9 protein-coding genes are annotated in these 7300 nt (G+C 59.5%); all 9 read left to right on the top strand.

Translation table 11 applies throughout. From position 1 onward, the window contains the following. The coding region (locus tag HHJ16_RS15010) for a hypothetical protein (RefSeq protein WP_296901854.1) at positions 1-183 on the top strand (183 nt) is incomplete at its 5' end. 20 nt (positions 184-203) lie between these two features. Continuing rightward, positions 204-572: a hypothetical protein gene (locus tag HHJ16_RS15005; protein ID WP_296901853.1), complete on the top strand. Its 369-nt coding sequence runs from the start codon at positions 204-206 to the stop codon at positions 570-572. A gap of 12 nt (positions 573-584) precedes the next feature. Continuing rightward, the gene (locus HHJ16_RS15000) at positions 585-1265 is read left to right on the top strand and encodes a C39 family peptidase (protein WP_296901851.1); all 681 of its coding nucleotides are present in this window, start codon (positions 585-587) and stop codon (positions 1263-1265) included. Beyond that, positions 1265-1807 carry a hypothetical protein gene (locus HHJ16_RS14995; protein ID WP_296901850.1) on the top strand — a complete coding sequence of 181 codons (543 nt, stop codon included), beginning with the start codon at positions 1265-1267 and terminating at the stop codon, positions 1805-1807. Before HHJ16_RS15000 ends, HHJ16_RS14995 begins: the two co-directional genes overlap by 1 nt. Before the next feature lie 58 nt (positions 1808-1865). Next, the gene (locus HHJ16_RS14990) at positions 1866-2321 is read left to right on the top strand and encodes a hypothetical protein (RefSeq protein ID WP_296901848.1); all 456 of its coding nucleotides are present in this window, start codon (positions 1866-1868) and stop codon (positions 2319-2321) included. A gap of 80 nt (positions 2322-2401) precedes the next feature. Continuing rightward, a complete protein-coding gene (miaB, locus tag HHJ16_RS14985; protein ID WP_296901846.1) occupies positions 2402-3745 on the top strand; it encodes a tRNA (N6-isopentenyl adenosine(37)-C2)-methylthiotransferase MiaB in 1344 nt (447 codons plus the stop codon). Positions 3746-3776: 31 nt separating this feature from the next. Continuing rightward, positions 3777-5198 (top strand): ATP-binding protein, encoded by a 1422-nt coding sequence (locus HHJ16_RS14980; RefSeq protein WP_296901876.1) that lies wholly within the window; start codon positions 3777-3779, stop codon positions 5196-5198. Next, positions 5182-5853: a hypothetical protein gene (locus HHJ16_RS14975; protein ID WP_296901844.1), complete on the top strand. Its 672-nt coding sequence runs from the start codon at positions 5182-5184 to the stop codon at positions 5851-5853. The genes HHJ16_RS14980 and HHJ16_RS14975 overlap by 17 nt, the downstream gene beginning before the upstream one ends. Further along, positions 5850-7238, top strand: a complete 1389-nt coding sequence (locus tag HHJ16_RS14970; protein ID WP_296901843.1) for a sigma 54-interacting transcriptional regulator — start codon at positions 5850-5852, stop codon at positions 7236-7238. The genes HHJ16_RS14975 and HHJ16_RS14970 overlap by 4 nt, the downstream gene beginning before the upstream one ends. Positions 7239-7300 lie beyond the last annotated feature (62 nt).

Below are 7300 nucleotides of genomic sequence, written 5' to 3'. Positions count from 1 at the left end.
GAGCCAGAACAGCGGCATTTCGTCGCTGGTTCAGCAAAGCGTAAACGTGCAGGCCAACTTGGCAGTCGGCAAGTAAGCTTCCAGCCGACATCGATCCAGGCCCTCGTGCCGAGATCGGTGTCGGTGTCGGTGTCGGTGTCGGTGTCGGTGTCGGTGTCGGTGTCGGTGTCGGCCAGCGGCTAACGCCCATTGAAGGGGGAAAAATGAAACTACTTAATATTTTCGGGCTCGCTTGCGCGGCGTTAGTCATTGCGCTGCCAGCCCAGGTCACCGCACAGACGTCACCGGTGCCACCAAGCGCTGTAGCTGCCAATTCACACGGCGACTGGTTCGACAAACCAGTTGAGACTGCCTCGCTGGACGGCTACCGCGGTGGCAGTGACCTCGTGCAAAACGACATGCAACTCACCGGCACGACCGCCAACAATACAGCCGTCAATTTGGCCACCGGCAATAATTCCATCAGCGCTGGCGCGTTTTCCAATATGAGCGGAATACCGTTGGTCATCCAGAATTCCGGTGCCAACGTATTGATTCAAAACGCTGTTATTTTGCACCTGCAGATGAATTGACCGGAGCCTCTCATGCGTTGCCTGTTGTCTTTAGTTCTCACGGCTTGCATGGCCACACCGGCTGGGGCGCAACAGAACTATCTGCCGTCTCTTGGCGCCGGCGACGTATTCCTGCCCGTAACGAGCATCCGGCAGGCACGCATGGCGGGGACGCTGTTACAGCAATATGACTTCAGTTGCGGTTCGGCTGCCTTGGCCACGCTATTAACCCACCATTACGGCTATCCGGTGTCAGAGAGTACGGTTTTCGAATACATGTACCGCTACGGCGACCAGCCAAAAATCCGGCGAGAAGGATTTTCCCTGCTCGATATGAAGCGATACCTGCAGGCGCAGGGCTTCGAGGCTGACGGTTTCGAACAGCCGCTGGCCAAACTTGCGGAAGCGCGCGTTCCCGCCATTGTGTTGATTAACGAGAACGGCTACCAACATTTTGTAGTGGTTAAAGGACTGCGCGGCGACCGGGTGCTGATTGGCGATCCTGCGAACGGGACGCGCGCGATGCCGCTAAAAGCATTTGAGGCCAATTGGCAGAGTCGCCTGCTGTTTGTCATTCACAACCGGATGGACTCCGCGCGATTTAACTTGGCGGCAGACTGGCGCGTGGCGCCCCAGGCACCACTCTCCGCGGGAGTCAATCGGGATGGCCTGTCTAACGTGACGATGTCCAACCTTGGCCCGGGAGACTTCTGATGAATCACCTATTCCGTCTGCCTAGTGCGACCAAGCGGTGGCGCTGGCAACTCGTCGGCCTGTGCGGCGTGCTGTTGGCCAGCGTCAGTCACGCCCAAAACCAACCGCTGCCACCGGACGGTGCGGTGTGGCTGGCAGCGAGCGATCGCACTTTGGACAAACTGCGCGGCGGCTTCGATCTGGGCGCTGGTCTTGTCGTGTCGTTCGGCATCAGCCGAGCGGTTTACATCAACGACCAACTGGTCACCACCACATCGTTCCAATTGGGCGACATCAGCAAGTTCACGCCAGCGCAGGCGGCCGTACTGAGTCAGCAAATCTCCGCACAAACGCAAGTTGTTCAGAATGGTCCCGGCAACACTGTGGCGCCGGGTGCACTGGTGATTCCGCTGGCCACGTACATTCAGAACACTTTGAATAACCAGACCATCCGCGCGCAGACCGTGATTCAGGGGAGCACCAATGGCCTCGGCCTGCTGAGGGGACTGAATCTGCAGGCGACGATCACCGAAGCGATTTCCAACGCGATCCAAAACCGTTAGCGGGGTTCTGCGGGTACACTTTGGGGCTGAATTTTTTCACAGCCTCTGGACACACACCATGAACCGCTGCGCATCCCACTGGATGATTGCATTGACCCTGCTGCCAGCATCCGCCAGCCTTTTTAGCTCGGTTTCCCGCGCGCAGACCAGCGAGATCAACCTCAATGTCCGAAAGTTTCCTCCAGCCGCCCTTCGCGGCGAGATGGTGGTGATCGCTCCTCCCCTGATTTCCATCGACGGCAAGCCTGACCGACTGTCGGTGGGCTCGCGCATACGCGACCCGAATAATTTTCTAGTGCTGTCGGGGGCGCTTGTAAATCAGAACCTGGTGGTGAACTATCTGCGTGAACCCCTCGGCCAGGTTCACCAGGTATGGATACTTAACAGCGAAGAAGCCCGGGAAAAGCGGCCCAACGCCACGACCTCCCTTTTCAACTTCGGCAGTGATGCAACAACAGCGCCTACCGACGATGGTAAGACCCCCTTCGAACAACTGCCGGCTTACCAGCCTTGATAGCGATTTGGCTCAAGTATCAAATAGACCTCTGGCCGCTTCTTGATTTTGCCGAGGTTCTATCCATTAATTAGCTAATCATGAGTAAAAAAGTCTTTATAAAAACGTTCGGCTGCCAAATGAACGAGTACGACTCGGACAAGATGTCGGACGTGCTCAATGTGGCCCAAGGCTATGAGCCCACCCAGAACATCGACGAGGCCGATCTGATCCTGTTCAACACCTGCTCAGTTCGCGAGAAGGCGCAAGAAAAAGTATTCAGCGACCTGGGCCGCGTTAAGCATTTGAAGGAAAAAGGTGTGCTTATCGGGGTGGGTGGCTGCGTTGCCAGCCAAGAAGGCGCAGCCATCATTCAACGCGCGCCTTATGTCGACGTGGTGTTTGGCCCCCAGACGCTCCACCGCCTGCCGGAACTGCTCGACCGGCGCGCCCGCCTGGGCAAGCCGCAGGTTGATATCAGCTTTCCTGAAATCGAAAAATTTGATCATTTGCCACCGGCCCGGGTTGAAGGCGCAAGCGCTTTTGTCAGCATCATGGAAGGCTGCTCCAAATACTGCAGTTACTGCGTCGTCCCCTACACCCGGGGCGAGGAGGTCTCGCGGCCTTTTGAAGACGTGCTGGTCGAGGTCGCTGGCCTGGCCGATCAAGGCGTCAAAGAGGTCACGCTGCTCGGTCAGAATGTGAATGCCTACCGAGGTCTCATGGGGGGCACCGCAGAAATAGCTGATTTTGCGACGTTGCTGGAATATGTGTCTGACATTCCGGGAATTGAGCGAATTCGCTATATCACCAGTCACCCGAATGAATTCACGCAAAGCCTGATCGAGGCCTATGGCAAATTGCCCAAACTGGTCAATCACTTGCACCTGCCAGTGCAACACGGTTCAGACCGAATTCTCATGGCGATGAAGCGTGGCTACACGGCGATGGAGTACAAAAGCACGGTTCGCAAATTGCGCGCGATCCGTCCCGACCTTGCCATGAGCAGTGACTTCATCGTGGGCTTCCCGGGCGAAACCGAAGAAGATTTCAACAAAATGATGCGCTTAATTGAGGAGGTGGGTTATGACACCTCCTTCAGCTTTATCTTCAGTCCGAGGCCCGGCACGCCCGCCGCCAACCTGGCGGACGATACGCCGCACGAGGTCAAGCTCAAACGCCTGCAGCATTTGCAAGCCACCATCGACGTCAGCGTGCGCGCCATTAGCGCAAGCCGCTTAGGCACTGTGCAGCGTATTCTGGTCGAAGGCGCGTCGCGCAAGGACGCTACTGAGTTAATGGGCCGTACCGAATGCAACCGCGTGGTCAATTTCAAGGGCCAGCCGCGGCTGATCGGTCAGATGCTCGACCTCACCATTACACACGCTACGCAGCGGTCACTACGAGGCGAAGTCCTGACCCGGGACGCCGCCGTGCTGGTCTGAGGCGGTCTGCGTGATCCCGCGGACCGCGCACATGCTGGAACGCTTTTCCTTTCGGCAACTGCTGGTCATCGCTTTTCTGTTGATTGCCGCTTTGCTCGGTGCCGCCTCGCTGCGCGCTCTCTTCTCGCTGGAAGATCTCACGCTGGAAAGCCGCGACAACGCAGCCCGTTCGCTTGAACTGAGTGAAGCGGCTCAGTCACTGAACGAGCGCAGCATCTCGATGGAACGCAGCTCGCGACAGTCGGTCGTACTGGATGACCGGGTGCTGCGCAAACGCTTTGGCGATGACGCGCGCGACGCTGCCGCTATTTTGACCAAACTGGCTACGGAAGGAATACCTGCGGCCCGCGCGCAACAGTGGCGCACTCGCCTGCAAACCATTGGCAATCTGCTCACGGGCGAGCCCGACACCGCGATCGAGAGGGAACGGCAACTGGCGTTGCAATTTCGCGAACTGGAAGGCTTGAATGCCGCAATCACCGTGCAGGTGCAGCAAACCATCCAGCAGCGCAACAAATCATTGGCCGGCAAGCTGGAAACCAGCCGCAAACATTTGGCGCAGCAAGTGATCGGAGCCATCGTGCTGGCCGTTGTCATGGCGCTGGCTTTCGGCGTGTGGTTCACGCTCCCTCTGAAGCGCCTAGAAAACGCTATCGTGGGCCTTGGAGAGAACCGGCTGGATGAGGCTATTTCGATTGAAGGACCGGCCGATCTGGTATTGGTCGGCCAACGGCTGAACTGGCTGCGCCTGCGGCTGGCAGAGCTCGATGCCGACAAATCGCGGTTTCTGCGCCATATCTCGCATGAGCTCAAAACACCGCTGGCATCGCTGCGAGAAGGCGTGTCGTTGCTGGAAGATGGTGTGGCAGGGACCCTGAGTCCGGATCAGCGTGAAATCGCGCAAATCCTCAGGCACAACACCGGCGTACTACAAGGTCAGATTGAAGACCTGCTCCGCTTCAACACGGCGGCGTTCGAGGCCCGCCAGCTGCACCGGCAGACCGTCGACCTGCTGCACCTCATTGAGGATCAAGTCGACGCCCAACGCCTGCAATGGCGCGCGCGAGAACTGTCCGTGAGCGTCGTCGGCGAGCCGCTCAAATTGGAGGTGGACCCCGAAAAAATCGGCACTGCGCTTGCCAACCTGCTGTCCAACGCCATCCGTTACTCACCGCTCAATGGCCTGATCCGGCTGGAACTGAGCCGATTGCCGGGCGTAGCACGCATCGACATTCACGACCAGGGCAGCGGCGTGGCCCTGCCCGATCGATTACGGATTTTTGAGCCGTTTTACCGGGGCGAACGCCAACCGACCGGCATGCCACGCGGCAGCGGCATTGGGCTGTCGATCGTGCACGAATACATCGCCGCCCACGGCGGGCGTATCGAGCTGCTTCCGGACCAACCTGGCGCACACTTCAGAATTGAGCTTCCCCATGTTTCCAAACCCTGATCTTTTTTCAATCCGCGTTCTCTGCTGCCTGTTGGCTGCCGCGGCCGTGCTGTCCGGCTGCGGCGCCGTCCCTGCCAGCCCAGTTGCCAAGGCGGGCACCCAAGGGCTGGCCACCCAGCCTTCTCCCGACCCTGAGCAGGCCTCCACCGACGTAGAGGTCAGCCCCCCTCGCCCGAGCCAGCCTGCGGCCAACCTGCTGGTTTTGCCCAGAGCCGATGCCACCGCCACCCTGCTGGCCTTCGCAGACCGGATTCGCTTGCTGCCGCCCGCCCAACTGGCCCAAGAAGCCGCGCGGCTTGGCGACGTAGCTACCCCCGTCGGGCAACTTCAGCTGGCGCTGGTCCTCAGTCAGTCGATGCAATTGCCGGAACTGTTGCGCGCACAGGAACTTCTGGGCCGCGTGCTTGGCAATGCCAGCGCCGAGGCTCAGGCGCTGCACCCGCTAGCCCGCCTGCTGGCAGCCCGTTACGGGGATCAGCGCCGGCTCGAAGAACAGCTAGAAAGGCAAACCCAACAACTGCATGACCTACAGCGCAAGCTGGATCAAACCCATGAGAGACTGGAGGCGCTCAAGGCGATTGAACGCAGCCTGACAAGCCGCCCGCCCGCCGCACCGGCGCCCGCAGCGAATCGTACGCACCCCAAAATACCATGACCGATTCGTCCACCCCGCCCGCACCCTATCTGCTGGTCGTCGATGACGACGCAGACATGCTGCGCCTACTCACCATTCGACTCACAGCGGCCGGTTACCGGGTGACCGCAGTCACTTCTGCGGAGGCGGCGCTGACCCAGCTTCATATCGAACGGCCCCAGCTGGTACTCAGCGATGTTCGACTTCCCGGCCGGGACGGACTGGCGCTATTTGACGACATTCGGGCGCAGCATCCATCGCTGCCCGTTATCTTGTTGACTGCCCATGGCACCATTCCCGATGCGGTGAAGGCCACCGAGCGCGGCGTGTTCACTTATCTGACCAAACCTTTTGACGGCAAGGGGCTGCTTGAGAAGATTGCCCAGGCCCTGTCGTTGAGCGCCCCCGCCCACTCAGCCGAGCGAGGCAGCCCGGAGGCCTGGCAAACGCACATCATCAGCAGATCCAGCCGCATGGCCGAAACCCTGGCCGAGGCGCGAATGGTCGCGTACTCGGACGCCAGCGTACTGCTACGCGGCGAAAGCGGTACCGGCAAGGAGTTGTTGGCTCAGGCGATTCACCACGCCAGCGCACGCGCCAACAAGCCCTTCATCGCCGTCAACTGCGGTGCCATTCCAGAGGCGTTACTTGAGTCTGAACTGTTTGGCCACGTCAAGGGCGCCTTTACCGACGCGGTGGCAAATCACAAGGGACTTTTTCAGGCGGCGGACGGGGGCACCCTGCTGCTTGACGAAATCGGCGACATGCCCCTCGCGTTGCAGGTCAAGCTGCTGCGCGTGCTGCAGGAGCGAGAGGTCAGGCCTTTGGGGGCCAGCCAGTCCATTCCCGTGGATGTACGCATCATCTCGGCGACCCACCGCGATCTGGATGTCGCCATGGAAGAGGGCTTGTTTCGTGCCGACCTTTACTATCGGCTAAACGTTGTTTCGTTGACGCTACCGCCGTTATCGGAGCGCCGCGAAGATATTCCGCTGCTGGCGAATCATTTCCTGCACCAGCTGGCCGGAAAATATGACAAGCGCCTGAGCGGCTTCGCGCCTGAAGCCCTCAAATCGCTGACTACCGCCGCCTGGCCAGGCAATGTGCGCCAACTCTATAACGTGGTGGAGCAGGTCTGCGCCTTGTCGACTACCCCGTTGGTGCCGCTGGCCTTGGTTCAGCGCGCCCTGCGCTCCCCGAGCGTACAGGTGCTCACCTTTGCCGAGGCCAAACAGCAGTTTGAGCGAGACTACCTGGTGGGTCTGCTCAAGTTGACCGACGGAAATGTGGCCGACGCTGCCCGCTTGGCCGACCGCAACCGTACCGAGTTTTATCGCTTGATGCAAAAGCACAGCCTGACGCCAGGCCATTTCAAGGCCGATAACCCCTCCGCGCCGTCCCATTGAGTCGCTCCCCGGCGACACCCCTAAGCCGTTGATTTAAAAAGAATTAGTAATTTCACACCAAA

This window comes from Polaromonas sp. (assembly GCF_012927485.1).
Lineage (GTDB): Bacteria > Pseudomonadota > Gammaproteobacteria > Burkholderiales > Burkholderiaceae_C > Polaromonas.
Note: the sequence above shows the minus strand (reverse complement) of the source record. Positions and strands in the feature narration are given on the sequence as shown.

Coding starts and splice junctions, on each gene's coding strand:
- HHJ16_RS14980 (WP_296901876.1), top strand. CDS start 3,777: ATGCTGGAACGCTTTTCCTTTCGGCAACTGCTGGTCATCGCTTTTCTG.
- miaB (WP_296901846.1), top strand. CDS start 2,402: ATGAGTAAAAAAGTCTTTATAAAAACGTTCGGCTGCCAAATGAACGAG.
- HHJ16_RS14970 (WP_296901843.1), top strand. CDS start 5,850: ATGACCGATTCGTCCACCCCGCCCGCACCCTATCTGCTGGTCGTCGAT.
- HHJ16_RS14990 (WP_296901848.1), top strand. CDS start 1,866: ATGAACCGCTGCGCATCCCACTGGATGATTGCATTGACCCTGCTGCCA.
- HHJ16_RS14995 (WP_296901850.1), top strand. CDS start 1,265: ATGAATCACCTATTCCGTCTGCCTAGTGCGACCAAGCGGTGGCGCTGG.
- HHJ16_RS14975 (WP_296901844.1), top strand. CDS start 5,182: ATGTTTCCAAACCCTGATCTTTTTTCAATCCGCGTTCTCTGCTGCCTG.
- HHJ16_RS15000 (WP_296901851.1), top strand. CDS start 585: ATGCGTTGCCTGTTGTCTTTAGTTCTCACGGCTTGCATGGCCACACCG.
- HHJ16_RS15005 (WP_296901853.1), top strand. CDS start 204: ATGAAACTACTTAATATTTTCGGGCTCGCTTGCGCGGCGTTAGTCATT.